The sequence below is a fragment of the Lentzea sp. HUAS TT2 genome (assembly GCF_051853195.1).
Taxonomy (GTDB): Bacteria; Actinomycetota; Actinomycetes; order Mycobacteriales; family Pseudonocardiaceae; genus Lentzea.
Window position 1 is genome coordinate 9775592 of record NZ_CP196667.1, and the last position, 23012, is coordinate 9798603.

27 protein-coding genes are annotated in these 23012 nt (G+C 69.5%); 12 read left to right on the forward strand and 15 right to left on the reverse strand.

All coding sequences use genetic code 11. The features are described 5' to 3' along the window. The first annotated feature begins 5 nt into the window (after window positions 1-5). The gene (gene bla, locus ACSHWB_RS46240) at window positions 6-908 is read left to right on the forward strand and encodes a class A beta-lactamase (RefSeq protein WP_439659694.1); all 903 of its coding nucleotides are present in this window, start codon (window positions 6-8) and stop codon (window positions 906-908) included. On the opposite strand, the gene ACSHWB_RS46245 is transcribed toward bla, so the two are convergent. Further along, window positions 901-1302, reverse strand: coding sequence for an ATP-binding protein (locus tag ACSHWB_RS46245; protein ID WP_439659695.1), 402 nt, complete (start codon window positions 1300-1302; stop codon window positions 901-903). The two genes, bla and ACSHWB_RS46245, sit on opposite strands and share 8 nt — an antisense overlap. A gap of 82 nt (window positions 1303-1384) precedes the next feature. Further along, window positions 1385-1774: an ATP-binding protein gene (locus tag ACSHWB_RS46250; protein WP_439659696.1), complete on the reverse strand. Its 390-nt coding sequence runs from the start codon at window positions 1772-1774 to the stop codon at window positions 1385-1387. 121 nt (window positions 1775-1895) lie between these two features. Between ACSHWB_RS46250 and ACSHWB_RS46255 the strand changes: the two genes are divergently transcribed. Both ACSHWB_RS46255 and ACSHWB_RS46260 read left to right on the forward strand, forming a co-directional pair. Beyond that, window positions 1896-3053, forward strand: a complete 1158-nt coding sequence (locus tag ACSHWB_RS46255) for an MFS transporter (protein WP_439659697.1) — start codon at window positions 1896-1898, stop codon at window positions 3051-3053. Between the two features lie 39 nt (window positions 3054-3092). Continuing rightward, a complete protein-coding gene (locus ACSHWB_RS46260) occupies window positions 3093-3644 on the forward strand; it encodes a copper resistance CopC family protein (RefSeq protein WP_439659698.1) in 552 nt (183 codons plus the stop codon). On the opposite strand, the gene ACSHWB_RS46265 is transcribed toward ACSHWB_RS46260, so the two are convergent. The 6 genes from ACSHWB_RS46265 to ACSHWB_RS46290 all read right to left on the reverse strand — a co-directional run bounded on the left by ACSHWB_RS46265 (window position 3594) and on the right by ACSHWB_RS46290 (window position 7550). Continuing rightward, on the reverse strand, window positions 3594-4781 hold the full coding sequence (locus ACSHWB_RS46265; RefSeq protein WP_439659699.1) for an RNA polymerase sigma factor: 1188 nt from the start codon (window positions 4779-4781) through the stop codon (window positions 3594-3596). The two genes, ACSHWB_RS46260 and ACSHWB_RS46265, sit on opposite strands and share 51 nt — an antisense overlap. Further along, window positions 4778-5128 carry a YciI family protein gene (locus ACSHWB_RS46270; RefSeq protein WP_439659700.1) on the reverse strand — a complete coding sequence of 117 codons (351 nt, stop codon included), beginning with the start codon at window positions 5126-5128 and terminating at the stop codon, window positions 4778-4780. Before ACSHWB_RS46270 ends, ACSHWB_RS46265 begins: the two co-directional genes overlap by 4 nt. Window positions 5129-5187: 59 nt before the next feature. Further along, window positions 5188-5655, reverse strand: a complete 468-nt coding sequence (locus ACSHWB_RS46275; RefSeq protein ID WP_439659701.1) for an RICIN domain-containing protein — start codon at window positions 5653-5655, stop codon at window positions 5188-5190. A 174-nt stretch (window positions 5656-5829) separates the two neighbouring features. After that, window positions 5830-6120 carry an HPF/RaiA family ribosome-associated protein gene (locus ACSHWB_RS46280; RefSeq protein WP_439659702.1) on the reverse strand — a complete coding sequence of 97 codons (291 nt, stop codon included), beginning with the start codon at window positions 6118-6120 and terminating at the stop codon, window positions 5830-5832. A 156-nt stretch (window positions 6121-6276) separates the two neighbouring features. Then, entirely contained in the window at window positions 6277-6750 is a 474-nt protein-coding gene (locus ACSHWB_RS46285) for a redoxin domain-containing protein (RefSeq protein ID WP_439659703.1), read from the reverse strand. Between the two features lie 8 nt (window positions 6751-6758). Next, a complete protein-coding gene (locus ACSHWB_RS46290; protein ID WP_439659704.1) occupies window positions 6759-7550 on the reverse strand; it encodes a cytochrome c biogenesis CcdA family protein in 792 nt (263 codons plus the stop codon). A gap of 23 nt (window positions 7551-7573) precedes the next feature. Here ACSHWB_RS46290 and ACSHWB_RS46295 point away from each other — a divergent pair, with 23 nt between their 5' ends. Continuing rightward, window positions 7574-8203, forward strand: coding sequence for a DedA family protein (locus ACSHWB_RS46295; RefSeq protein ID WP_439659705.1), 630 nt, complete (start codon window positions 7574-7576; stop codon window positions 8201-8203). On the opposite strand, the gene ACSHWB_RS46300 is transcribed toward ACSHWB_RS46295, so the two are convergent. Together ACSHWB_RS46300 and ACSHWB_RS46305 are read right to left on the reverse strand one after the other, a co-directional pair. Continuing rightward, entirely contained in the window at window positions 8190-9314 is a 1125-nt protein-coding gene (locus ACSHWB_RS46300) for a helix-turn-helix transcriptional regulator (RefSeq protein WP_439664794.1), read from the reverse strand. The two genes, ACSHWB_RS46295 and ACSHWB_RS46300, sit on opposite strands and share 14 nt — an antisense overlap. A gap of 2 nt (window positions 9315-9316) precedes the next feature. Beyond that, on the reverse strand, window positions 9317-11341 hold the full coding sequence (locus tag ACSHWB_RS46305) for an ATP-binding protein (protein ID WP_439659706.1): 2025 nt from the start codon (window positions 11339-11341) through the stop codon (window positions 9317-9319). A gap of 448 nt (window positions 11342-11789) precedes the next feature. Between ACSHWB_RS46305 and ACSHWB_RS46310 the strand changes: the two genes are divergently transcribed. After that, window positions 11790-12308, forward strand: coding sequence for a lytic polysaccharide monooxygenase auxiliary activity family 9 protein (locus ACSHWB_RS46310; protein ID WP_439659707.1), 519 nt, complete (start codon window positions 11790-11792; stop codon window positions 12306-12308). On the opposite strand, the gene ACSHWB_RS46315 is transcribed toward ACSHWB_RS46310, so the two are convergent. The 5 genes from ACSHWB_RS46315 to ACSHWB_RS46335 are packed head-to-tail and all read right to left on the reverse strand — an operon-like array spanning window position 12309 to window position 16865. Further along, window positions 12309-12716 carry a DUF1992 domain-containing protein gene (locus tag ACSHWB_RS46315; RefSeq protein WP_439659708.1) on the reverse strand — a complete coding sequence of 136 codons (408 nt, stop codon included), beginning with the start codon at window positions 12714-12716 and terminating at the stop codon, window positions 12309-12311. Beyond that, window positions 12713-13630, reverse strand: a complete 918-nt coding sequence (pip, locus tag ACSHWB_RS46320; protein ID WP_439659709.1) for a prolyl aminopeptidase — start codon at window positions 13628-13630, stop codon at window positions 12713-12715. The genes ACSHWB_RS46315 and pip overlap by 4 nt, the downstream gene beginning before the upstream one ends. A gap of 18 nt (window positions 13631-13648) precedes the next feature. Further along, entirely contained in the window at window positions 13649-14656 is a 1008-nt protein-coding gene (locus ACSHWB_RS46325; protein ID WP_439659710.1) for a hypothetical protein, read from the reverse strand. Window positions 14657-14668: 12 nt separating this feature from the next. Beyond that, entirely contained in the window at window positions 14669-15868 is a 1200-nt protein-coding gene (locus tag ACSHWB_RS46330; RefSeq protein WP_439659711.1) for an MFS transporter, read from the reverse strand. A 4-nt stretch (window positions 15869-15872) separates the two neighbouring features. After that, complete coding sequence (locus tag ACSHWB_RS46335) at window positions 15873-16865, reverse strand: ABC transporter substrate-binding protein (protein WP_439659712.1); 993 nt, start codon at window positions 16863-16865, stop codon at window positions 15873-15875. A 79-nt stretch (window positions 16866-16944) separates the two neighbouring features. Here ACSHWB_RS46335 and ACSHWB_RS46340 point away from each other — a divergent pair, with 79 nt between their 5' ends. The 7 genes from ACSHWB_RS46340 to ACSHWB_RS46370 all read left to right on the forward strand — a co-directional run bounded on the left by ACSHWB_RS46340 (window position 16945) and on the right by ACSHWB_RS46370 (window position 22952). Next, complete coding sequence (locus ACSHWB_RS46340; protein ID WP_439659713.1) at window positions 16945-17292, forward strand: hypothetical protein; 348 nt, start codon at window positions 16945-16947, stop codon at window positions 17290-17292. A gap of 50 nt (window positions 17293-17342) precedes the next feature. Then, window positions 17343-18386, forward strand: a complete 1044-nt coding sequence (locus ACSHWB_RS46345) for a PLP-dependent cysteine synthase family protein (RefSeq protein WP_439659714.1) — start codon at window positions 17343-17345, stop codon at window positions 18384-18386. Further along, window positions 18383-19567, forward strand: coding sequence for an MFS transporter (locus tag ACSHWB_RS46350; protein WP_439659715.1), 1185 nt, complete (start codon window positions 18383-18385; stop codon window positions 19565-19567). Before ACSHWB_RS46345 ends, ACSHWB_RS46350 begins: the two co-directional genes overlap by 4 nt. A gap of 31 nt (window positions 19568-19598) precedes the next feature. Further along, window positions 19599-19784, forward strand: a complete 186-nt coding sequence (locus tag ACSHWB_RS46355) for a hypothetical protein (protein ID WP_439659716.1) — start codon at window positions 19599-19601, stop codon at window positions 19782-19784. A gap of 257 nt (window positions 19785-20041) precedes the next feature. Next, a complete protein-coding gene (locus ACSHWB_RS46360) occupies window positions 20042-21010 on the forward strand; it encodes a C40 family peptidase (RefSeq protein WP_439659717.1) in 969 nt (322 codons plus the stop codon). Window positions 21011-21274: 264 nt separating this feature from the next. Further along, window positions 21275-22219: an NlpC/P60 family protein gene (locus tag ACSHWB_RS46365; RefSeq protein ID WP_439659718.1), complete on the forward strand. Its 945-nt coding sequence runs from the start codon at window positions 21275-21277 to the stop codon at window positions 22217-22219. A 166-nt stretch (window positions 22220-22385) separates the two neighbouring features. Next, window positions 22386-22952 carry a LysM peptidoglycan-binding domain-containing protein gene (locus ACSHWB_RS46370; RefSeq protein WP_439659719.1) on the forward strand — a complete coding sequence of 189 codons (567 nt, stop codon included), beginning with the start codon at window positions 22386-22388 and terminating at the stop codon, window positions 22950-22952. Window positions 22953-23012 lie beyond the last annotated feature (60 nt).

Here is a 23012-nt window from a genome sequence, read left to right on the forward strand (position 1 = left end):
GGCGGGTGACCGATCGACGCACAGTCCTGAAAACGCTCGCCCTGCTCCCCCTCGCCGGGTGCGCCGCTCCACAAGTGACTGACCCGATCGGCTCGGCTCCACCGACCAGCACCACCACCAGCGCGGCGCCCGTGCGGCACGACGCGTTGTTCGAGCTGGAGAAGAAGTTCGACGCACGACTGGGCGTCTACGCCATGAGCGACAACGGCAGCACGATCGAGCACCGGGCGGACGAGCGGTTCGCGTTCTGCTCGACCTTCAAGGGCCTCGCCACGGCGGCCGTCCTGCACCGCAACCCGATGGCGCACCTGGACACCGTCGTCACCTACACCGAGGCCGACCTGATGAAGAGCTCGACCATCACCCGGCAGAACGTCCAGACGGGAATGAAGCTGCGCGACCTGTGCGACGCCGCCGTCCGCTACAGCGACGGCACGGCGGGCAACCTGCTGCTGCGCGACGTCGGCGGTCCGGCCAAGCTCACCGAGTACCTGCGTGAGCTCGGCGACACCGAGACCCGGATGGACCGGATCGAACCCGACCTCACCTCGGCCACGCCCGGCGACCCGCGCGACACGGCCACCCCGCGCTCACTCGGGACGGACTACCAGCGGCTCGTGCTCGGCGACGCCCTGGCGCCGGAGAAGCGCGCCTTCCTGAAGGACCTGCTGGAACGGTCGACCACCGGCGCGAAGCGGATCCGGGCGGGGGTGCCGCAGGGCAGCAGGGTCGCGAACAAGACCGGCACCGGCGAGCACGGCACGGTCAACGACATCGCCGTCGTCTGGCCGCCGAACCGGGAGCCGATCCTGATCGCGGTGATGTCCAGCAAGGCGGCGGCGGACGCGGAGTACGACGAGGCACTCGTCGCGGAAGCCGCCGCCTACGTCGTCAAGACCCTCACCTGACGGTCGACACGTCCGCCCACACCGTCTTGAAGTCGGGGAACCTGTTGTGCCCCCACACCTGCGCCAGGCCGTTGACCAGCAGCAATCCCCGCTGCCGGCGCCCGAGGAACCCCATCCGCCCCAGTTGCGGGAAGCGACCGGGCGTGCCGTCCTCGACCTCGACCCGCACGACCTCGCGTTCCGGGAGACAGAGAATGCGGGCACGACGCTGTGGCGCGGCGTGGTGGTAGGCGTTGCTCACGAGCTCCGTGGCCACGACCATCACGTCGACGATGACGTTCTCGTGCATTCCCTTCAGGAGTCGACGTACCTCCGCGCGCACGTTCGCGAGCGGCAGAGCACCTTCCGGTAGGACGAGGTCCAGTCGTTCGCTGGACCGTCCTGCAATACCCATCAGCATCTCCCCGCGCCCTGTCGTTTCAAGGCACGAGCCTCGGTACCCCAGAACGCACAGATCGAAACCAGCCGAACTTCCATCACGTTTCCCTCGGAAGATCAGCCCAGACCACGGTGCCGACGCCGACTCTGTCCACACCCCAGCGATCGGACAGCCTCGCCACCAGGACCAGGCCATATCCTCGCTGCGGGCGTGACACCTTGCGCAACGGCGGACGCGCGGCGGAGTCGTGCTCGATCTCGACGCGGATCTTGTGCTGCTCCACGACGACCCGCAGGAACGACGGTTCCGACGTGTACCGGTACGCGTTGCTGACCAGTTCGTTGACCACCAGCAACACGTCGTCGACCGCGTCGGTCTCCTCGCCCGTCAACTCCAGCCGCACCCAGCGCCGCACCGCTGCGAGTGACGGCCGCTGTCTGCCCAATGGCAGGTTCGCCGGCTCGCCCGTCCTCGCTGCGTGCGCCAAACCGCTCCTCGGTCAGTTGATCAGTTAGGTGGCCGGTTACCCGAGTGCATCCACGGCCAAACCAATCGTTCATCAACTTCAACTACCCTCACGGCTCCGCCGCACCATCAAGGGGAACCGCGTGCCCAGATCCCTGACGCCGTTACTGGTCGCACTCCTGGTCATGTACTCGCTGCACCAGATGCTGACCACCGTCATCGCCCCGCTCTCCGTCGAGTTCGGCCTGACGCCCACGCAGCTGGGTCTGGTGTTCACGGTCGCCTCGGTCGCGATCGCGCTGTCGAGCCCGCTGTGGGGACTGCTGCTCGACGCCGCCGGACCGCGCCCCGTGCTGTTCGCCGGCATGGGCCTGTGCGTGGCCGGGCCCGCCGGTTTCGCCGCCGCGGTGGCGTTCGGCCTCGACGAGACGCTGACGTCCGAACTGGCGTTCGTGCTGGTGCTGCTGTTCCGCAGCCTTTTGTTCAGCCTGGGCCTCGCCGCGCTGGCCGTCACCGCGCTCGCCGTCGCGGGCACCTCGACCGAACGCGAACGCACCACCACCGTCGGCCTGGTCGGGGCGATGCAGGTACTCGCCGCGGCGCTCGGCCCGATGGCCGGCGGCGCGCTGGCGCTGGCGTCGCTGCAGGTGCCCCTCTACCTCGCGCCCGTGATCGCCGCGGGGCTCGCGCTCGGTGTCCTCGCCACCTTCAAGCCCGCCGAGGTCGCGCGGGACGTGGTGCCGTCGCGGCCGTGGGAGCTGGTGCCCGCGTTCGCGGCCGGGTTCCTGATGTACCTGTCGTTCGTGCTGGTGCAGACCGTCGCCCTCTTCCTCAGCGCGGACGGGGAACGGGTCGAGTCCGGCACGCTCGACGCCACGCTGCTGGCGTCCGCCATCGGGCTCGTCCTGGCGCAGGGCCTGATCGTGCCGCTGCAGAAGTGGCCCGCGGTGCGGTTGCTGAGGATCGGCGCGCCGATCGCGCTGGCCGGCTACGCGGTCATCGCGGTCGTGCCGTCGATGATCAGCCCGGTGTTCGTGGTGGTGGCGGTGGGAGTCGGCTTCGCGGTCACCGGGTTCGCCGCGAGGGCCTCGCTCGGCGTCGGTCCCGCGCGGCAGGGCGTGATCGCCGGGCTGGTCACCGCGACCAGCGGGGTGACGTTCGTGGTCGGGCCGGTGCTGAGCTCGCTGCTGTACGCCGTGACACCGATCGCGCCCGTGGTCGCGGCCGCGGTGGCCGCCGCGATCGCGGCCGGGCTGGCGTTCGTCCCCAGCGGTTCGCCTGCGCGTTCCGGTACGAACTGAGCCTGCCGCGCTGATCGACAAAGCCATTACGCTGCGCACGTGACGCGTTACTTCAGCGTGCTCGTGCTGGCCCTGCTCGCCACGACGGCCCTGGTCGTCCCCGCACAGGCCCACGCAGAGCTCAAGAGCAGCAACCCGGCGTCCGGCGCGGCACTCGACGCCCCGCCGAAACACGTCGAGCTGGTGTTCAGCGAGGCCGTCCAGCTGCCGGACGGGGACGCGGTCACCATCACGGGGCCGGACGGCGCCAAGCTGCCGGTCACCCAGGTGCACGCCCTCGACAACACCATCACGGCGACGGTCGACGCCACGGCGGCCAAGTCCGGCGCGCACACGATCACCTGGTCGGCCAAGTCCGACGACGGCGACACCATCACCGGCAAGATCGCCTTCACGGCGAACACCGCCGCGCAGACCACGTCGGCCAGCGCGCCGCCGTCATCGGTGACGTCGAGCGCGCCGGTGTCGACCGCCCCGACGACGTCCACCACGCCCGCGGAGTCCGGCGGCGTGCCGATCTGGGTGTGGATCCTGATCGGGCTAGTGGTCGTGGTCGGCGCGATCCTGCTGGTCCGCCGTCGCAAGGAGTAGCCGTTCGCGCAGGAGGTCGCGCTCTGCCGGGTGTTCGGCCCGGTCCAGCGCGGCCTCCAGCGCCGCCGTCGGGTCCTCGCCCAGCCGGTGCAGCAGGTCCGCCCTGACGGCGTGGAACAGGTGGTAGCGGTCCAGGTCGAGTGCGTCGACCTCGGCCAACGCGCGGCGCGGGCCCTCGGTCTCGGCGACCGCGACGGCCCGGTGCAGGGCCACGACCGGGCTCGGCGTGATCGCCAGCAGCTGGTCGTAGAGGGCGACGACCTGGCGCCAGTCCGTCGGCGGGTCGCTGTGCACGGCGTTGATCGCGGCCTGGAGCTGGTACGGGCCCGGCCGGTTCCAGCGCAGGCAGCGGCGCACGAGGTCCTGGCCCTCCGCGACCAGGTCCGCGTTCCACAACGCCCTGTCCTGGTCCTGGAGCAGGACGATCCTGCCGTCGCGCAGCCGTGCGTCCCGGCGTGACGCGACGAGCAGCATCAACGCGAGCAGCCCCCACACCTCGGGCTCGTCCGGCATGAGCTGGGCCAGCACCCGGCCGAGCCGGATCGCCTCGTCCGCGAGTCCGGCCTTGTCGAGGTAGCCCTCGTTGAAGATCAGGTAGAGGACCGCGAGCACGGCGTTCAGACGGTCCGGCAGGTCGGCGTCCCGCGGCACCCGGTACGGGATGCGGGCCGCGCGGATCTTGCCCTTCGCGCGCACGATCCGTTGCGCCATCGTGGCTTCCGGCACCAGGAACGCCCTGGCGATCTCCCCCGTCGTGAGGCCGCCGAGCAGTTTCAGCGTCAGCGCGACCCTGGCCTGCGGGGCCAGCGAGGGGTGGCAGCAGGTGAAGATCAGCCTCAGCCGTTCGTCGGCCACGTCCCCCACCTCCCGCACCTCTGGTTCGTGGACGAGCAGCCCGGCCTGCGCCTGCTTCTCGCGCCCCTTGGCCTCGCGGCGCAACCGGTCGATCGCGCGGTTGCGGGCGGTCGTGATGATCCAGCCCGCAGGAGCCGGCGGGACGCCGTCGACGGGCCAGCGCTGAACGGCCGTGGCGAAGGCGTCCTGCACCGCCTCCTCGGCGAGGTCGATGTCGCCGAGCAGGCGGGTCAGGACGGACACGGCACGGCCGTACTCGGCCCGGAAGACCTCCTCGATCATCCGAACGCGAGAGGCCTGACCTCGATCGACAACGGACTGAGCACACGAGCGAGCCGGCGGCCCCACTCGAGCGCCTCGTCGAGGTCGGGGGCCTGGATGACGGTGAAGCCGCCGATGTGCTCCTTGCCCTCGGCGAACGGCCCGTCGGTCATCAGCACGTCGTCGTCCTTCGCCCTGAGCACGGTCGCGGTCGACGGCGGGTGCAGGCCGGCCGCGAACACCCACGCGCCCTTGGCCTGCATCTCCTCGTTCAGGGCCGTCAGGTTCGCCATGATCGGGCCGAGCACCTCGGGCGGAGGCGTCTCACCGTCCGGCTGGTAGATGCTGAGCAGGTACTTCTGCGTCATGGTGGTCTCCTCTCGCCCCTGGTACGAACGAGGACCGCCCGTTTCGACAGCCTAGGCGCTCAGAACGTCCACTTCTGGCTGAGCCAGAAGTCGCGGCACGGGGCCAGCGTGACCGGCGTTCTGTCGGCGTAGGACTTCAGGTCCATGCACATGTCGCCCCTGCCCTGCGGGGAGATCGTGTCGTTGATCCACTCCTGCCACTGCTGGCTCGTGCCGCCGTGACAAGGACGCATGTGCACGACAGCACCGGTGTTGTAGGAGCTCACGTCCATGCACATGCCTGACACGAGGTTGCGGATCGTGAGGTTGTCGTCGGATCTGACCCAGAACTGGCTGGCGGCCCCGGTGCAGGGCCACAGCGTCACCGGCGTACCGGTGGCGTAGGACGTGAGGTCCAGACAGGTGCCGCTGCCGAAGTTGGAAATCTGCTTCGTCTTCGCGGCGGCGGCAATGCCGGCGGTCGACCCGATGAGCAGGACGGCCGTCGCAGCGACGACCGCCAGGCGAGAAATGATGTTGGTTCGCATGTGCTGCTTCTCCTCGATGGCAGGTGAAGCCCCCAGGCACACGAAAACCGTCCAACGCACGTCCCGCGCTGTCAACGTCAGTCGCAGATTCCGCCCGACCAGGGCGGACCGTGCGGAAGGTGCGGTGAACTCACCACCCGTCCGCCGCCGAGTGGTGAGTTCACCGCACCGAGGTCAGTTGTGCGCGGGCACGCCCTGCATCGAGACGAGCTGACGACGCATGCGTTCCCACACCAGGTCGATCACCTCGGTGACCGTGTGTCCCTCGGCGTACGCCTGCACCTCGACCCACTTCAGGTCGAGCCGGGCGTGGACGTGGATCACGGACTTGTCCGAGGTCAGGTTGACCCACGCGAAGTCGACGCGGTCCGGCGCGTAGCGGTCGAGCGAACCGATCCGCGCGGACGCGTAGTCCCTGGCCTGCTCGGGGATGGCCTCCGCGAGCGAGACCTGGATGTAGTCCATCGACACCTGCCTCCTCAAGGCCGCGCGGCACCGCCACGTGGCCAGTTCGACGATACGAATCCGATCGCAACGCCGAACCAGGCGTTGGTCCCGACAGCGCAGGGTCTTTCTACTGAGGCAATGGTGCGGCCGCCGGACCTAGTGATGTCACTGGGATCAAACCTTTGGTACCAAAGCGGAAACGCGCTGGTCCAGCTGCTCCTCGGTGGGCGAGCCGGTGAGCAGTTCCACGGAGCCGTCGGTGCTCACGAACGCGAACGACGGCTGTGCGGTGACACCGAACCGCTTCCACACCGAGCCGTCGAGATCCGCCAGGTGCGGGAAACTCGTCATCCGGTGGTCGCTCACGAACTTCTTCATCGCGTCGAGCTGGTCCTCCGCGGCCACCCCGACGAACTGGACCTTGTCGTGCCGCTGGGCGATCGCCTCGACGGTCTCCGCCTCCGCGTTGCAGGACGGGCACCACGGCGTCCAGAACCACAGCACGGCGGGCTGGCCGACGAGCTTGTCGCCGCGGAACTCCGCACCGTCCAGCGTCTGGGCGGTGAACGCGAACTTCTCCGGCGTCGGCGCCTTCTCCGCGCAGCCGGCGAGCAGCAGGATCCCTAGCAGCAGTCCGAGGATGCGCATTCGGCTCCTCACCTCCTGTCTGGGCGTACGGCCTTGCGCCTCCTGCGGTTCAGCCACCACGCGCCGGCGATCGCCAGCACGACCACGAACGGCCACGGCCCCAGCGCCGCGACGATCTGCACGAGCGTGTTCTGGAACCGTCCTGCGCCCTGCACGACCGGGTCGATCGCGCTGCCACCGGCCAGGAACAACCGCAGCTCGTAGACGCCGTAGTAGGTCACGTACGCACCGACCGCCACGAGCACCACACCGCCGATACGACCGACGTGGGGCAGCAGTTTCCTGATGTGCGGCGCGAGTGCCGAACCCGCAACCGCGAGCACCGTGACGATGAGCCCCATGCCGAGCGCGTAGGCGAGGAACGCCGTCACGCCCGTCTGCAGCGATGCACCCACCACGGCGAGGAACGGGCCGATCGCGCACGAGAGAGAGGCGATGGCGAACGCGATGCCGTAGCCGTACATGGACCAGAGGCTCTTGGGTGCGGCGCTCAGTTTCGGCAGCCGGACGTAGAGGTCCTTGCCCAGCAGCAGGAGCACGCCGACGACGATCATCACGAGCCCGATCACGACCGTCACGAACGGCAGGTAGCGCTTGAGGGTCGCGGCCACCGGGCTGACCAGAATTCCGAATGCGCCGAAGAAGGTGACGAATCCGGCCGTCATCACCAAACCGGACATAAAGGCTCTCGTCGGACTGTCTCGCGCCACCAGTGCCAAATAGGCGGGCAGCATCGCGAAACCGCACGGGTTGACCGTGGCCACCATTCCCGCGACGACCGCGAGTGCGAGCTCGTTCACGAACCTGAGGCTAGAGTCGCGGTGTGCCGGTCGAACAGTGGCTCGAAGCCATCCCACCCCTGCTCGTGTACGTGATCGTCGGCCTGGTGATCGGCTTCGAGTCGCTCGGCATCCCGCTGCCAGGCGAGATCGTGCTGGTCACGGCCTCGCTGCTGGCGTCGCAGAACGCCGAGCTGAGCCCGTTGTGGATCGGCGTGTGGGCGAGCGCGGGCGCCATCATCGGCGACAACTTCGGATACCTCATCGGGCGGCGCGGCGGGCCGCGGTTGTTCGCGTGGATGGGCCGGAAATTCCCCAAGCACTTCGGGGAAACACAGCTCGGTCATGCCCGCAGGGTGTTCCAGAAACGCGGTGCGTGGGCCGTGTTCTTCGGCCGGTTCGTGGCACTGCTGCGCATTCTCGCCGGGCCTTTGGCCGGTTCCATGCACATGAACTACGGCAAGTTCCTCGTGGCGAACGCGCTGGGCGGCATCGTCTGGGCTGGCGGCACGGCAGCGGCCGTCTACTACCTCGGCGTGGTGGCCGAGAAGTGGCTGAAGGGCTTCTCCTACGCGGGCCTGACGCTCGCCGTGGTGTTCGGCGTCGCCGGTGTCTTCATCGTGAAGCGCCGCCTTGCGAGGGCCGCCCGGGAAGAGGAAGTCACGCCTGTGTAGTCCAGGCGGCGATCTGGGCGCGCGACCGCACGCCCAGCACGGACTTGAGGTCGCGCACGTCGGCCTCCACGGTCCGCAGCGACACGTGCAGCCCGTCCGCGATCTGTTTGTTCGTCAGGCCTTCCGCGACCATCGCCGCGACGCGCAGGAGCCGTTCCTCACGCCACGACGGCGCGGACTCCTCCGGTTCGGCGCGCGGGTGCGGCGGGTCGATCCGCACTCCCGGCAGGGCGAACTGCCGGACCGACTCGAGCATGGTGAAGTCCGCCTCGAGCAGTGAGCGGGCCTGAAGTCGTTGGGCCATCTCCGGATCGACGGTGCCGGGGCTCAGCGCGAACGTGTGCAGCGCGATCTTCTCGGCGGAGCTCAGCAGCTCGTAGCCGCGTTCGATCGCGGCGTGCAGCGACCGCTGGTGCGCCGGGGCGTCGCGCGGTCCGGTGGTGAGGACGGCGAACCTGTCGTCCAGCCGTGCCACGATCTCTTCCAGCGTCAGCACGCGCACCAGCCGTGCGGCGAGTTCGAGCGCCAGCGGCAGCCGGTCCAGCCGCTCGCACACGACGTCCAGCAGTGCGGTGTTCTCGTCGAAGTCGCTGTCGAGCGCCGCCGCCCGGTCGCTGAACAACCGCTTCGCCTCGTACTGGCTCAACGGTTTCAGCCGGTACTCCTGCTCGCCCGGCACGGCCAGCGCCTTGTGGCTGGTGGCCAGCACGCGCAACGAGGGGTGCGCGGCGATGAGGTCCGCGCAGTCCTGCAGCACGTGCTCGCAGCCGTCCAGCACCAGCAGGCCGGGCGCGGGGGCGTCGGCGAGCAGGTCCGGGACGCTGCCGGCGTCCGCGAGCTCGACCACCAGGACGTGTTGCCGGTGCGCGATCACTTCGTGCACGAGCCGCGACTTGCCGACGCCGGGCGGGCCGGTGACGGTGACGATCCTGTTGCGCGCCAGCAGTCTGGTGAGCTCTGCCTGCTCGGTGGTGCGGCCGACGAACGTGTCGAGGCGCGCCGAGGCGGGCACGACGTCACGGGCGCGCCGGCGGTAGGCGCGCTGACGGCACGCGCCGGAGCAGTACTTCGCGGGCGTGGTCAGCGGGGCACCGCACTCTTCACAAGCCATGGTCACCGCGCCCTCGCCGTCCTCGCCGCGAGCTGGGTCCGCGACGAGAGCCCCAGCTTGGACAGCATCTGCGTGACGTGCGACCGCACGGTCGCGACCGAGATCCCCAGCCGCACCGCGATCTCCGTGTTGGTCAGCCCCTCCGCCACGAGGCCGGCGATCTGCCGCTGCCGCGTGGTCAGCGGTTCGTCCCGCCGCGCCGTGCTCACGTACGCCAGCAGCCCCGCGTGGTCGAGCCGCTCCCCCAGCGACCACGCCCGCGACGCCCGGCGCGGCCCGGCGGACGACAGGGCGAGCTCGCGGGCGTCCTCCACCATGCGGTTCCAGGGTTCTTCCTGCCGGGAGCCGCGCGTCCTGCGGGTGGCGGCCGCCGCGGCCAGCAGCACCACGGCACGGTCGGCGTCGCCCCTGCGTGCCGCCACGACACCCAGCCCTTCGAGCACGCCGACCTGCGACACGGCAGTAGGAGCCCCCACGCGCAACGCGATCCCGAAGTGGTGCTCTGCCTGGTCGACGTCGTTCGCCGCCAACGCGATCACTCCGGCCGTGTGCCGGGAGGCCATCAGGCGGAAGCTGTCCAGCACTCCGAACGAGAGCGACTCCAGGGTGGCCGCCAGCGCGCCGGGCAGGTCGTCCAGGCGCATCAGCAGCCAGGCGTGGTTGTTCAGGAACGTCATCAGCAATGCCGGGTCGCCCAGCGACCGTGCCGCGGCCAACGACCGTTCGTTCGCGGTGCGGGCACCGGCGAGATCGGCGTTGAGCCCGCGCGCGTACCCCAGGGTGTTCCACCCACGGGCCTCCCACGCCGGCTGGCTCATGGCCGGGTGAGCGACCAGAGCCTCCGCGTAGCGCAACGAGGTCACGTCGTCACCGGTGAAGCCGGCGAGCCAGGCCGCGCGGAAGAGCAGCAGTTCCGAGTGCGACGTCAGCGGACCGTGCGCCAGGGCGGCGGACGTCAGGCGCATCGCCTCGCTGTAGGAGCCGCGCACGAACCAGACGTGCACGACGCCCGCGACGAGCCACGTGTGCCGCGGGTCGGTGTGCGGGACGCGTTCCACCGCCTGCAACAGCTGGTGTTCTTGACTCGCCAGCCACGCGTCCATCTCCGCCGTGACAACGGGTGCCGCCGCCGCGGACCGGATCCTGCCGGCCAGCGCGGCGACCAAGAGGTCGAACGCCTCCTCGGCCTCACCGCACTCCTCCAGCCGTGCCAGGCCGAACAGGCGGATCGACTCGAGCATCCGGAACCGCGCGCTCGACGACGAGGGCGAGCGGACCACCAGCGACTTGGCGCGCAAGGTCGCCATCAGCTGCACGGCGTCCGCCGGGTCACCGCACACCGCGGCGGCCAGGTCGAGGTCGAAGTCGCCGATCAGGCAGGAGAGCCTGCGCAACGCGGACTGCTCGACCGGCGACAGCAGGTCGTAGCTCCACCCGATCACGGCGTCGAGCGTGCGGTGGCGCGCGGGCAGGTCGGTCCTCGCCGCGGCCAGCTCGATCGCCAGCGGCAGGTGGTCCCGCACCGAGTCGGCGAGCTCCGGCGCGCCACCGCATTCCACGAACATCTGCCGGGCGTCCACCGGCGAGAGCGGCCCGATCTCGACGCACATCTCGCCGGCCAGGTCGAGGGGTTCGCGACTGGTCACGAGCACGCGCAGCCGGGGGCATCCGGCCAGCAGCTCGGCCACCGCCGAGGCGGCCTCGCGGATCAGGTGCTCGCAGTTGTCCAGCACCAGCACGCGATGGTCGGCCAGCGCGCGCACGACGGTCGCGTGCAGCGGCGAACCCGGCTCCTCCCACACGTTCAGCGAGAACGCGATCACGTGCCACAGCAGCTCCGGCCGGTGCACGGGCTCCAGTTCGACGACGGTCTCACCAGGACTCAGCTCCGCCGCGAGCCGCGACTTCCCGGCCCCACCAGGACCGACCAGCGTCACCAGCCGGTGCCGCCGCAACAGCCTCCGCACGGTGGTCAGCTCGCGTTCCCGTCCCACCAGACGAGTCCGCGAGTCCACCGGCCACCACATGCGCGCGATTCTAGAAGCGAACCCACCGCGAAGAAATGTCGGCCGAGAAATGCAGCACTGCCCACAAACGGGTTTGAACTGCGCGAATGCGGTGGCCGAGGGCGCGAGATCGGCCGCGTGCTGAGACGGTGACCTGATCACACTCCGTCGACGTTCCGCGAGATTCCGGTCCGCGAACCGGTCCACGCCTCCCGGACCGGGAACCCGCACAAGCCCACGCCCGGCATCGCGAAGCGCTCAGATCGAACCCTTGATTCCCACAGGAACCAACGACTTCGCGCACATCCGATCGCGCTTCGCGGCTGTACGAAGCGGAGCGGCACTCGCTCACCTGACTGATCTGCCGGACACGTCTTGTGGCGCGGCGATTACGCGCGGTATGGTCTAGACCTTCAATCGCCGCCGCGATGTAACGGGAGTACGCCAACATCAAGGCAAAGGAAGACACATGAAGATTGGACGCAAGGTAACGGCCGCCATGGCCGGCGTTCTCGCTGCACCGTTGATCGTCGTGGCACTCCCCTCCGGCACGGCGTTCGCGCACGGCTACGTGAACTCACCTGCCAGCCGTCAGGCGCAGTGCGCCAGCAACGCTGCCCTGAACTGCGGTGCGATCCGGTGGGAGCCGCAGTCGGTGGAGGGTCCCAAGGGTCTGCAGAGCTGCCACGCCAACCTGTCGCAGTTCGCGGAGCTCAGCAACGACAACAAGGGCTGGAAGGTCACCAACACCGGCCGTTCGGTGACGTTCAACTGGACGTTCACCGCGCGTCACCGCACGCGTGACTACGACTACTTCGTCGACGGCCGCAAGGTCGCGACCTTCAGCGGCAACAACCAGCAGCCGCCGGCCACCGTGTCGCACACCGTCAACGTCGGCTCGGCCGGCCGCCACAAGGTCCTCGCCGTCTGGAACATCGGCGACACCGCGATGGCGTTCTACTCCTGCATCGACATCAACGCGAGCTGATCACCGATCGCGTGAGGTCCCCTTCCTCTCACGCAGCAGCTCGTCGACGTCGAACGGCATCAGGTTCAACGGCGGACCGGACAACGGTTTCCGCAGCGCGTCGAGGATCTCCGCGTTCATCCGCTCGATGATCGAGCGCGCCTCCTCGTCGGTCGCGGCCGCCAGGGCACGGGCCCTGGCGGTCTCGGCCCGCTTGCGCAGCACCAGGGAAGGGGGCAACCCTGCAGTGCCCTCTTCCTCCCGCACCTTCCTCTTGATCCACCAGTCCTCGTCGAGCGCCTCACCCGCGCCGGGCAACGGTTTGCCGGCTCCCGGCAGGCCGTCGAACTCGCCGCGTTCCTGGGCCTCGCGGATCTGCTTGTCGATCCACGACTCGAAGCCCATCCCTGGCGGTTTCCGTTGTGTCATGGGGAGAACCTCCTGACCGCAGACGTGATCGCCTCCGCGAACGCGGGGCTGCCCTTGTGGCCACTGTCGTCCACGAGGGCCAGCTCGGCCTCCGGCCACGCCTGCGCCAGCGCGTAGGCCGTGTCGGCCGGACAACTCAGGTCGCGCCGCCCGTGGACCAGCGCGGCGGGGATGCCCGCGAGCTTGCCGGCGTTGCCCAGCAGGTCGTCCACGAAGCCGTGGTTCGCGTAGTAGTGCGCGATGATCCGCACGAGCGCGATCACCTCGTCCGACGCCCGGCCGGCGAACACGTCCGGCTGGCCGAAGTTCTCCAGCGACAGCACGGTGTCCTCCCACCGGCACCACTCAAGCGCTGCCTGCTCCCGCACGGCCGGCTCCGGGCTCTCCATCAGGTCCGCGTACGCCCGCACGACGTCCGGCGGGTCACCGGCGTGCGCGCTGAACCTCGCCCAGGCCTCCGGGAAGAACCGGGAGGCGCCCCGGTAGAGCCAGTCCACCTCGCGCGGCGACGACATCGTCACCGCGATGAGGATCAGCTCGGAGACGCGCTCCGGATGCCGTTGCGCATAGGCGACCGCGAGCGTGGATCCCCAGGAACCGCCGTACAGCAACCACTTCTCGATGCCGAGGTGCTCGCGGAGCTTCTCCATGTCCGCGATCAGGTGCTCGGTGGTGTTGACGCTCATGTCCGCCGCCGGGTCGGAGGCGTGCGGGGTGCTCTGGCCACAGCCCCGCTGGTGGAAGATCACGATGCGGAACCTGGCCGGGTCCATGGACTTCCTGGCGCCCTTCGACGGCGCGCCGGGGCCGCCGTGGAGGAACACGGCAGGCTTGCCGTCGGGGTTGCCGACGGTCTCCCAGTAGACCTGGTTGCCGTCCCCGACGTCGAGCATGCCGTGTTCGTAGGGCTCCACGAATTCGAGCGTACCGGCCTACACCGACAAGATCTTCCAGGTCAGTCCGGCGTCATCGGTCCGGTACAGCTCGGCGAACTCCTGCCCCGGCCCGCCGCGCACGAAGGCCGCGTGCCGCGGGTCCGAGAACGCCAGGTCCTCGAACGACGGTCCGCCCAGTGTGAGCGGCGTGTCCCACTTCGCACCGACGCCGCGATGCACGAACGACCAGTCGCGCCCGGTCGACGCCACGAGCGCCGCCTCCGGTGACACCGCGAAGCCCGTCGTGATCCCCTCACGCGGCGGCGTGCTGACGGTCTTGAACGGCCCACCACCCGAGGCCTGGCGCAGCTCCTTCGTCATGTTCCCGAACCCGGGATCGAAGCTGCACAACGCATAGCGGTCGGTGCCGACCGTGCCGAGCCTGGTGGCCGAGAGTTCCGTGCACGGAGCCGGCTCCTCCAGCCAGCCCGCCGGAGACCGCGTCCAGTACCGGCTCTCCACACCGATCGTCGACAGCGAGACCTGACCGGGCGCGATGTCCCCGCGCGACTGGCCCTTGACCTCGACGCCCGGCACCGGCTGCCACGAGCCGAACCACAGCTCGCGGTGGAACAGCCGCGAGGACGTGCCGTCGTAGATCACCGCGAGGAACCCGGAGTCGTCGAAGCCCAGCGCGCCAACGGTTCCCTTGATGCCGGACGGTTCCCAGCGCGTGCCGCCGTTGCTGGTGACGAACAGGTGCTCGCCGTCGGTCACCATGCCCGCCGCGTCGTTCGCGAAGAGGACGCGCAGGCGGTCGGTCTCCGGCACGGACAGCGCCGGGGTCTTCACGCGCGTCCACGACGCGCCGCCGTCGAACGTGCGGACGAGCTGCGGGCAGTTCGCAGTCTGGCACAGGATGTCGAGGCCCAGCACCCAGCCGCGGTCAGCGGCGGGCCAGGACGTCGACGCGGGCACGACCCCGGTCCCGGCCCGCGCGACGGAAGCGGTCAATCCGGTCAGCAACAACGAAACAGCAAGAACAGCAATGCGTTTCCCCCACATCGCCTTCTCCCCTCAAGAGGCTGATTCCCACTCAACACCTCTTGCCCGTGCAGCGGCAACAACCCACAGCGACACCAAAACCCCCGCGCCGCCCGCCACGACCAGGATCAGCCGCGGGCCCGCCACGTCGATGAGCAGACCGCCGGCGATGTACGACACCGCCGCCGCCACACCGATTCCGCCGTAGAAGTTGCCGAACACCCTGCCCGTCCGATCACCGGGCACGAGCCGCTGGATCAGCGTGCTGTGCGCGACGTCCATCGCCGCGATGCCCAGTCCCCGCACGGCCTGCAGCGCGAACGCCGACGCGACGCCCCACGCCAGGCCTGTGAACAGGTTGCCCGCGCTGCTGACCAGGAACCCGGTGACGAGCAACGCGACCATGCTCCACCGCGCGGATCCGTTGGCCAGCAACGCATAACCGAGCAGCAGACCGATGCCGACCGCGCCGAGCACCAGTCCGGCGACGCTGTCGGACTCGCCGAACACCCCCATCGTCAGCTGCAGCACCGCCACGTCGTCGATGGCGGTGCACGCGACGACACCGCAGAAGCCGAGGAAGACGATCCGCAACGGCCGGTTGCGCCAGATCTCGCTCACCCCGGCCTTCACGTCGGTGAACACCGTCTCCCCCGGCTCCGACGGCACGACGAGCTTCGGCAGGCGCAGCAACAACAACGCCGACAGACCGAACGAGACCGCGTCCACCAGCAGCACGCCGCGCGTGTCCATGAACTGCAGCAGCAACGCCGCGAGGAACGGCCCGATGACGTCGGCGCTGTTGGATCCCAGGCCCAGCGCGGTGTTCGCCTGCGCGAGATCCTTCTCCGCGACCAGGCTCGGCACCGCCGCCCGCGACGCCGGGATGAAGATCTGCCCGATCACGGCCCGCACACCCACCAGTGCGAGCAGGAGCGGCAACGGCGGCAGCGTGAACGCGATGACCGCCAGCAACACGCCCTGCGCGACCTCGCAGACGATCATGACGGTGCGCCGGTCGAACCTGTCGCTGATGACGCCGGTCAGCGGACTGAGCAACGACGGCGCGAAGTCGCCCACGAGCAGCAGCGCCGCCACCGCGATCGCTTTCCCGAGCACGGACTGCACGTGCACCATCAGCGTGACGAGACTGAGCGCGTCCCCCACAACAGAAACGACCCGTGCGGTGCTGAGCACGCGCAACGGGCCGTTCTCCTTCAGAAGCGTCAGCACACGGCTACTTTGCCAACACCTGGTCCAGCTGGTCAGCCAATTTGTTCATGATCCCGGCGTAGGAGGTGTAGCTCAGCGGGGCGACCGCGTTCCACTCGACGAACCGGCCTGCCTGCACGGCGGGCAGCCCCTGGAAGACGGGGTGGCCCTCCTTCATCTGCTCCGGGGTGAGCACGTGCTGGCGGGTGTCCCACATGATCACGTGCTCTTTGTAGGTGCCGGAGTTCTCCCACGACAGCGACTGGAAGTAGCCGCCGCCCTCGGTGTCGGGCTTGTCCGGCGTGAGCAGCGGCAGGCCGAGCTCCTTGACGTACCAGTCGAGGTCGGGGTTGCGGGCGGGCACGGCGACGTAGAAGAGCTTCGGGTCCGCGCCGATGACCTGGATCTTCTGGTTCGCGGCCGTCATCTTCGCGCCGATGGCCTTGAGCCGGTCGGCGGCCTTGGTGAACGCCTCCTCGTCGGCCTTCACCTTCGCCGAGTCGACGTCACCGCCGAGCGACTTCGCGAGCTCCTTGAAGCGCTTGACACCGTCGGGCAGCTGGATCTTCGACTGGCCGATGCCGACGGTCGGGGCGACCTTGAGGACCTTCTCCTCGAACTCGGCCGTGAGGTGCCAGAGCCCGGAGACCTCGGGGTAGTAGCCGGCGACGACCAGGTCGGCGTTCAGCGCGGCGAACTTCTCGAAGTCGATCTCGCCGTAGCCGGGACCGGTGATGTCGGTGACCTGGCTCGGGTCGATGCTGCCCGCCTCCGGGTCGGTCGTGCCGTCCGCGCGCTTGAGCGGACCGAACGTGCCGACGACGTTGACGCCGTAGTCCTTGAGAGCACCCGCGGCGGACACCTGCGCGACGACGCGCTCCGGCCGTTTCGGCGCGGTGACCTCCTTGCCACGATCGTCCTTGAAGGACCACTGGCCGCTCCCCTGCTCCGCGGGAGCGTTTCCACCGCACCCGGCCACTAGGCCGAGCAGCAGAACCGCGGCGACTGTCCTGCGCATCTGTCCACCTCCTGAGTTTAGGCTTACCTAACTTATCAAGAGGCTTTACAAGATCGCGCACACCGGTAGGTTTGTCACCGTGCGGAACCAACTGACGACAGGGCGTCGCTTCGCTGTCGTCGTCGCACTGATGCTCGTCGCGGTGTTCGTCCTGCACCCGGCATGCCCACCGGAGCCTGCCCACCACGCCGCGTTCACGCCCGGCATCTCCGGCGAGCTCTGCCACCACGGCGAGACCCACCACGCGTCCCCCGCCGCGCCCGCGCAGGCCGCCGTGCAGGTCAGTCCCCTGTCGCCGGTCGCGCCGCGGGCGGACGCCGAACCCGTCGCACGTCCTGCCGCCGGCACGCGTGCGTGTTCGTGGCGCTCCGGACACGTGAGTTCCGGGCGTACATTGCTGCTCGATCTCGGGATCTCGCGGACATAGGCCGACCCCTCTTCACCGGCCTATGTCACCCCGATCTTCGAGGAACCCCCATGTCTGTTCCCGTGTTGCACACGAGCACGCCCGTGCTCTGGATCGACGAGCTGTCGCGCACGTCCCCCACCGGCTTCTGGGCGAAGCTGGAGAGCGCCAACCCCGGCGGCGGGATGAAGGACCGCGCCGCCCTGCACATGATCGGCCGGGCGCTGGAGCGCGGTGATCTCCGCCCGGACGGGCACGTCGTCGAGTCGACCAGCGGCACATTGGGCCTCGGTCTCGCGCTCGCCGGGATCGTGCACGACATTCCAGTCACCCTGGTGACCGACCCCGGACTGGAACCGATCATCGCGCGGATGCTGCGCGCGTACGGCGCGACGGTGGACGTCGTCGACCGACCCCATCCGACCGGCGGCTGGCAGGAGGCCCGGCGCGAGCGCGTGGCGGCACTGCTTTCGGAGCTGCCCGGCGGGTACTGCCCCGACCAGTACAACAACCCGGACAACGTGGCGGCGTACGCCCCTCTGGCCCACGAACTGGCTGAACAGCTCGGGCACGTGGACGTGCTCGTGTGCGCCGTGGGCACCGGCGGCCACAGCGCGGGCGTGTCCTCGGTGCTGCGCACGCACTTCCCGTCGTTGCGGCTGGTCGGCGTCGACACGATCGGCTCGACGATCTTCGGCCAGCCCGCGCGGACCCGGCTGATGCGCGGCCTCGGGTCGAGCATCTTCCCGCGCAACGTCGACTACAAGGCGTTCGACCAGGTGCACTGGGTGAACCCCGGCGAGGCCGTGTGGGCGTGCCGGACGCTGGCCGCCCGGCACTACGCGAGCGGCGGCTGGAGCGTCGGCGCGGTGGCGCTGGTGGCGTCCTGGCTGGCGAGGACCTCCCCGGAGGGCACCCGGATCGCCGCGGTGTTCCCCGACGGGCCACAGCGCTACTTCGACACGGTGTTCAACGACGAGTACTGCACCGCCCACGGACTGCTCGACGTGGTTCCGGCGGCCGATCCGGCGGAGATGTCGTCGCCACAGGAGCGCGAAGTGCTGTCCTGGACGAGGTGCGACTCCGTTGTGGACCCCATGGCGGTGACGGCGTGATCGCGCAGTTCCGCTCGTTCGACCGCAGCGTGCAGTTGTTGCTGCTCAACCAGTTCAGCATCAACGTGGGCTTCTACATGCTGATGCCGTACCTCGCCTCGCACCTGTCGGTGACGCTGGCACTGGCCGGATGGGCCGTCGGACTCGTCCTGGGCGTGCGGAACTTCGCGCAGCAGGGCATGTTCCTGATCGGTGGCACGCTGGCGGACCGCCTGGGGTACAAGCCTTTGATCGTGGCGGGCTGCGCGCTGCGGACGGGCGGGTTCGCGCTGCTCGGGTTCGTGGACGGCGTGCCGGCGCTGGTGATCGCGTCGGCGGCCACCGGGTTCGCCGGGGCGTTGTTCAACCCCGCCGTGCGGGCCTACGTGGCCGCTGATGCCGGGCCGCGCCGCGTGGAGGCGTTCGCGTTGTTCAACGTCTTCTACCAGACCGGGATCCTGGTGGGGCCGTTGGTCGGGCTGGCGTTGACGGCCGTGGACTTCCGGCTGACGTGCCTGGTGGCGGCCTCCGTGTTCCTCGTGCTGACGGTGCTGCAGTGGCGGTCGCTGCCGGCGCGGGCGGGTTCGCCGTCCGGGGACTCGGTGCTCACCGACTGGCGGCTGGTCTTCTCGAACCGGCGGTTCGTGCTGTTCGCGCTCGCGATGACCGGGTCGTACGTGCTGTCGTTCCAGGTCTACCTGGCGCTGCCGCTGGCCTCAGGCTCGGCGGTGCTGACCGCCGTGCTGTTCGCCGTGTCGGGCGTGCTGGCGGTCGCCGGGCAGATGCGGGTGACGGCGTGGGCGCGGGCCCGGTTCGGCCCTGACCGGTCGCTGGTCGTCGGGATGGCGGTGCTGGGGCTGGCGTTCCTGCCGGCGATCCACGGCGGCTGGACCGGGCTGGTGCTGTGCGCGGCGTTGCTCGCGCTGGGGACGATGGTGGTGTTCCCGTTCGAGATGGACAAGATCGTCTCGTTGTCGGGCGACCGGCTCGTGGCGACGCACTACGGGCTCTACAACACGGTCGTGGGCGTCGGGATCCTGCTCGGCAACCTGCTCACCGGTGTCGGGTTCGACGCGGCCGCGCGGGCAGGCGTGCCTTGGGTGCCGTGGCTCGTCCTCACGGCCGTGGGGCTCGGGTGTGCGTGGGCGCTGAAAAAGCTCGCGGCCCGTGTCGACTCCGCGGTCGCCGGTTCGACATCCTAGCAGAAGGCAGGTTCCGGATCGGAGGGTCGTCATGATCGCCACTCTCATCGCAACACCGGTCGAGGAAGACCACGCGGAGGACGACGGCGTCGTGGTCGACGAGCTCGCCGGCGCCGTCGCGATGCGCTGCCCCCGCTGTGGGCGCGGGGGCAGCGCCGCCACCGCCCGCCTGATCGCCGCATGCCGTGCCTCGATCGAGGCACACCGGGCCGCCTGACCAAACCCGCACGCGGGGCCCTTTCGTACCGTCATGCAGTACGAAAGCTCCCCGCGTGCACTCCACCAGCGCATCCCACACAGATTCGCTCATTGACGAATATTTGCCTTATGTCGACGCACGCGGGGCGCTTTCGTACTGTCATGCAGTACGGGAGGGCCCCGCGTGCGACCAGGAAAGGCTGGACAGGCTGAACCCTTTCGGCCGCTTGGCCGTACGCCTCCTCAGAAGCCGATTCCGACTCCTGAGGAGGCCGCGTGCCCGGCCGTGCTGCAAGGACTACCGCTTTGGCCGCCGTGATCGCCGCGACGGTGGTGTCGATGCCTTCGGCGCACGCGCAACCCGCCGACGACGCGCTGAAGGTCTACAACGACCTGACGCGCGAGGCGGAGAAGCTCAGCCAGGACCACCTCAAGGCGCAGGACGACCTGTCGAGGGCGAACGGGATCGTGGTCGCCGCCACCGAGGCCGAGAAGAAGGCGCTGGCCGAGTCGGAGCAGTTCCGCGGCCAGGTCGACACGCTCACCGAGGCGACGTTCGAGGGCGCCAGGCTCAACGACCTCTCGGCGTTCCTGACCTCGACGTCGCAGCAGGACTTCCTGGAGCGCATGCAGGCGATGAACATCATCGCCGCCGACCAGAACGCCGCGGTCGAGCGCATGAGCGCCACGCTGAACGAGGCCCAGAAGGCGCGCACCGATGCCGCCAACGCGGCTTCGGCGGCCGAGAAGCTCGCCTCCGAGACGGCCACCCGCAAGGTCGCCATGGACCAGCAGGTGACGGTCGCGCGGAACAAGTACAAGTCGCTGACCGCGCCCCAGCAGCAGACCCTGGCGAGCACCGGCCCCAAGGTCACCGTGAACGCCCCTCCCGGCGCGGCCGGTGCCGCGCTGACGTTCGCGCTCGGCCAGCAGGGCAAGCCGTACGTCTTCGGTTCGAACGGACCGAACTCGTGGGACTGCTCGTCGCTGATGCAGGCCGCCTACCGGTCCGCCGGGGTGACCATCCCGCGCGTCACCTACGACCAGGCGAAGGTCGGCCGCGCCGTGGGCCGTGGTGAGGTCGCGGCGGGCGATCTGATCATCTACTACTCGGGTCAGTCGCACGTGGCCATGGCCGTGAACAGCACCACCGCGGTGCACGCGTCGACCGAGGGCGTGCCGGTGAAGACCGCGAGCATCGACTCGATCGGACCCATCTCGGTGATTCGCCGGGTGGTCGGGTGACGCGTCTCTCCCACCCCGCGATAAACCCACGTGGACGACTGTGAGAGCGTGCGGGCCGGTGAACTGTTGAGGACCCGGTGCTAGACGGGGACAAGGTCATTCCGTAACCTGTCCGAGACCTTCGGCCCAGCAGTTAACCCACTCGGGGCACACGCCAAGGTTGTCGCCTTACGCGGAGTAGTTCTCGCGGGGCGGCTGCCAGGAAAAAGGAGGAACCGCGACGTGGTGTCGCAACCCTCACGCCGCATCGTGCGTGGAGCTCTCGTGGCGACGGCAGCTGTCGTCGCAGCGGCGCTCCCCACCTCGCCGGCCACCGCACAGCCCAATGCCGCGGACGCGCTCAAGAAGTTCAACGAGCTGTCCGAGCAGGCCTCCAAGCTCAACCAGGACCACCTCAAGGCCCAGGACGACCTGAAGGCCAAGCAGGGTCAGCTGGAGAAGGCCAAGGGCGACCTGGCCACCGCCCAGCAGGCGGAAGAGGCGCTCCGCGGTCAGGTCGACCTCCTCACCGAGGCCACCAACTCCGGCGCGAACTTCAGCCAGATCTCCGCGCTGCTGGTGAGCGACTCGCAGCAGGACTTCCTCAACCGCATGTCGGCCATCAACATCCTCGCGGCCGACAACGCGGACGCGCTGCAGAAGCTGACGGACGCCGTCAAGGCGGCCGACGACGCGACGAAGTCGGCCAACGAGGCGACCGAGACGTCGAAGAAGCTCCTCGCCGAGATGGACCAGAAGAAGGCCGATCTCGACAAGCAGCTCGCGGAGGCGACGGCCGCGTACCGCTCGCTCAGCACCACGGTGAAGAACCAGCTGGCCGCGTCCGGCGACATGTCGAACATCTCGGTGCCGGCGGGCACCGCGGGCCGCGCCCTGCAGTTCGCGCTCAACCAGCGCGGCAAGCAGTACGTCTACGGCTCGAACGGTCCGGACACCTGGGACTGCTCGTCGCTGATCCAGAAGGCGTACGCCTCGGCGGGCGTCTCCATCGGCCGCACCAGCTACGCCCAGGCGGCCGCCGGTCGCGCGGTCGGCCGTGGCGAGGTCAAGGCCGGCGACATCATCGTCTACTACTCGAGCCAGTCCCACGTGGCGATGGCGGTGGACGGCATCCGCGCCGTGCACGCGTCGACCGAGGGTCAGCCGGTGAAGATCGCCGACATCGACTCGATCGGCCCGATCTCGGTCATCCGCCGCATCGAGGGCTGACCTCTTCGTTCGTGCTGAACGCCCCCTGCCTTCACTGGCAGGGGGCGTTTTTCACTCCCTCGGGTACACGTGCGCCGGTGACCGGGCGGGCAGAGGGTGCCTTGACTAGGTTCCGCTGCGGGCGGCGCCGATTCGGGCGTCGCCGTCGTCCGAAGTGGAGCGATTTGTGGACACCTTGCAAGCAGGGCAGGAACTCACCCGCGGCCAGCAGCTGACCAGTGCCAACGGGTACATGCTGACCCTGCAGTCCGACGGCAACCTGGTGCTGTCGGAGAACACCGGCACGGTGTGGGCCAGCGGTACCGACGGCAAGGGCGCGGTGCGTGCCGCGTTCCAGGAGGACGGCAACTTCGTCCTCTACACGAGCGACGACAACGCCGTGTGGTCCACCGGTACCCAGGGCAACGAGGGCGCCCGCCTGGTCCTGCAGGACGACAGGAACCTGGTCGTGTTCGCCGGCGACGGCAGCGCCCGCTGGGCCACCAACACCAACACGGACTCCCCGCAGCCCACCCCCGAGGCGGCCGCACCGGCTCCCGCCCCGGTCGAGGAGGCCCCGCCCGCGCCCGCAGCGCCGGCCGCGCGCACCCACACGGTCGAGGGCGGCGACTCGCTGTGGGCCATCGCCGAGCGCTTCTACGGCGACGGCAACCGCTACGGGGAGATCGCGTCCGCCAACGGCATCGCGAACCCGGACCTCATCCACCCCGGTCAGGTGCTGACCATCCCCTGATCACGGGGTTCGCACGAATCGGGCCGGGTTCCTCGACGTCGAGGGACCCGGCCCGATTCG

Excerpts from the sequence above, each read along its gene's own strand:
- ACSHWB_RS46265 (WP_439659699.1), bottom strand. The coding sequence starts at position 4,781 with ATGATCGAGGAGGTCTTCCGGGCCGAGTACGGCCGTGCCGTGTCCGTC.
- ACSHWB_RS46285 (WP_439659703.1), bottom strand. The coding sequence starts at position 6,750 with ATGCGCATCCTCGGACTGCTGCTAGGGATCCTGCTGCTCGCCGGCTGC.
- ACSHWB_RS46270 (WP_439659700.1), bottom strand. The coding sequence starts at position 5,128 with ATGACGCAGAAGTACCTGCTCAGCATCTACCAGCCGGACGGTGAGACG.
- ACSHWB_RS46280 (WP_439659702.1), bottom strand. The coding sequence starts at position 6,120 with ATGGACTACATCCAGGTCTCGCTCGCGGAGGCCATCCCCGAGCAGGCC.
- ACSHWB_RS46300 (WP_439664794.1), bottom strand. The coding sequence starts at position 9,314 with ATGGCTTGTGAAGAGTGCGGTGCCCCGCTGACCACGCCCGCGAAGTAC.
- ACSHWB_RS46315 (WP_439659708.1), bottom strand. The coding sequence starts at position 12,716 with ATGACACAACGGAAACCGCCAGGGATGGGCTTCGAGTCGTGGATCGAC.
- ACSHWB_RS46310 (WP_439659707.1), top strand. The coding sequence starts at position 11,790 with ATGAAGATTGGACGCAAGGTAACGGCCGCCATGGCCGGCGTTCTCGCT.
- ACSHWB_RS46305 (WP_439659706.1), bottom strand. The coding sequence starts at position 11,341 with ATGTGGTGGCCGGTGGACTCGCGGACTCGTCTGGTGGGACGGGAACGC.
- ACSHWB_RS46325 (WP_439659710.1), bottom strand. The coding sequence starts at position 14,656 with ATGTGGGGGAAACGCATTGCTGTTCTTGCTGTTTCGTTGTTGCTGACC.
- ACSHWB_RS46335 (WP_439659712.1), bottom strand. The coding sequence starts at position 16,865 with ATGCGCAGGACAGTCGCCGCGGTTCTGCTGCTCGGCCTAGTGGCCGGG.
- ACSHWB_RS46345 (WP_439659714.1), top strand. The coding sequence starts at position 17,343 with ATGTCTGTTCCCGTGTTGCACACGAGCACGCCCGTGCTCTGGATCGAC.
- ACSHWB_RS46245 (WP_439659695.1), bottom strand. The coding sequence starts at position 1,302 with ATGGGTATTGCAGGACGGTCCAGCGAACGACTGGACCTCGTCCTACCG.
- ACSHWB_RS46275 (WP_439659701.1), bottom strand. The coding sequence starts at position 5,655 with ATGCGAACCAACATCATTTCTCGCCTGGCGGTCGTCGCTGCGACGGCC.
- ACSHWB_RS46355 (WP_439659716.1), top strand. The coding sequence starts at position 19,599 with ATGATCGCCACTCTCATCGCAACACCGGTCGAGGAAGACCACGCGGAG.